The sequence below is a fragment of the Halarchaeum acidiphilum MH1-52-1 genome, from assembly GCF_000474235.1.
Taxonomy (GTDB): domain Archaea; phylum Halobacteriota; class Halobacteria; order Halobacteriales; family Halobacteriaceae; genus Halarchaeum; species Halarchaeum acidiphilum.
In genome coordinates, this window is record NZ_BATA01000163.1 from 1 (window position 1) to 520 (window position 520).

1 pseudogene is annotated in these 520 nt (G+C 72.3%); it reads right to left on the bottom strand.

The features are described from left to right. A pseudogene (locus AOZ13_RS13685) lies at positions 1-489 on the bottom strand (pyridoxal-phosphate dependent enzyme); the annotation flags it as partial. Positions 490-520 lie beyond the last annotated feature (31 nt).

Genomic DNA, 520 nt, shown 5'->3' on the forward strand with positions numbered 1-520 from the left:
CGTCAGCGCGCGATCCCGAGATCCGGACGGCCGTCGCCCCGGCGCGCTCGATGGCGCGAAGCTTCGAGGACTTCGCCGACGCCGGCACGTAGATTTCGGCGTCGATCCCGGCGCGGGCCGCGTACTGCGCGACGGCCGCGCCCGCGTTCCCCGAGGAGTCCTCGACGACGCGCTCGACGCCGAGTTCCGCGGCTCGGGAGAGCATCACCGTCGCACCCCGATCCTTGTAGCTCCCCGACGGGAAGACGTAGTCGAGTTTGAACTGCGCGTCCCGGCGAGCGGCGTGAACCCCTCGCCGAGCGTCACCGCCGCGTCCGTCGGGAGGAGATCAGCGAACGCCCAGAGTCCATCGGTCGCGTCGATGTCGGGACCGCCGGACGGGCGCGGCGTCTCCGCGAAGTCGAGCGCCATCCCGCACTCACAGCGCCACGGCTCGCTCGCGCCCGCCTCGTAGGTCCGCCCGCAGGCGCGACAGGCGAGCGCGAGCATCAGTACGTGTCGATCGTCGTGCCGACGGAGC